General features: G+C 52.5%; 1 protein-coding gene and 1 pseudogene. Both read right to left on the reverse strand.

Translation table 11 applies throughout. The features are described 5' to 3' along the window. Positions 1–741, reverse strand: a 741-nt coding sequence (locus tag PsWM33_RS25680; protein WP_153040017.1) for a head maturation protease, ClpP-related, incomplete at its 3' end; no start/stop codon positions are given. Beyond that, positions 738–1,060: pseudogene (locus tag PsWM33_RS28240) on the reverse strand (phage portal protein); the annotation flags it as partial. The pseudogene PsWM33_RS28240 and the gene PsWM33_RS25680, both read right to left, overlap by 4 nt.

Below are 1,060 nucleotides of genomic sequence, written 5' to 3' on the forward strand. Positions count from 1 at the left end.
CAGTGAGCGACGTTTTGATTTTGGTACATTGAGACGCGCAAGGAGGATATCAAGCTCCTTTTGCGCTGCATTTGGTGAGGGCTTATCGGAAGCTTGGCTCGGAGCCTGCTCAATCTCATCACTGGGAAGAAGCGCATCTGCAAACCCTTGTTCAACAGCACTCTCACCATTGATCCAGGTCTCTTTGTCAAGCTGATTGCTCAGCTCTTTTTCCGGGATATTGGTGCGTGCGTGATAGATTCTGATCGCAGCGTCATCAAACGGCTCAAGCCAGTCGGCAACCTCACGAAACCCATGCTTATCACTACACGCACAAACCCACGTGTTATGGATCATCAAGAACGCCGCTCGCCCGATCTGAATTTCATCTGCCGCCATCGCAATGACAGAAGCCGCTGATGCTGCTAACCCCAGCACCTTCACAGTTACCTTTGCCTTGTGCTCGCGCAAAAGATTGTAGATCGCCAGTCCTTCGAAGAAATCACCGCCCGGTGAGTTGATCGAGACAACCACATCCTTCTCGCCAATATTGCGCAGCGCCGCAGAAATCCGCTTGGCAGTCACCCCGTCACACATCCAGCTTTCACCAATGGGATCAAGGATAGAAATGGTGTTTTCATCCTCCTCGCCAGCTGCTGCCCTGATGTCAGGGTTCCAGCGCTGCCGGACGCTTTCAGCAATCGCACTTTGAAGACCGCGCCCGGCCAGCACCGGGACATTTGGCAAATTACGGATGCTCATTTGTCGTCCTTTCCAAGCAAGTCAACCAGTCCCATGGAGGTTTGAACCACCAGCTCATCACTGTTGCCGCCGCGCCGTGGCAGATTGAGTCTGTCACGACACTCATCTCCAGTTATGATGCCAGCCATACGCAGTTTGAGGAAAAGGTCGCCTTTGGCCCTACTGTCCATTTGCAACATGGCTTCACGGTTATACTCCACGTACCAACGCCCGCGTTTTTCAACGGGAATGAGATCCTTCAGAATTCGAGCTTCGTTTTTAACCAGCAGCGGATTAATTCCAAGCGAGAGCCAGGACAACATCACCGCTTCAACACCGC

The sequence above is a fragment of the Pseudovibrio sp. WM33 genome (assembly GCF_001623165.1).
In the GTDB taxonomy this organism is placed as follows: Bacteria; Pseudomonadota; Alphaproteobacteria; order Rhizobiales; family Stappiaceae; genus Pseudovibrio.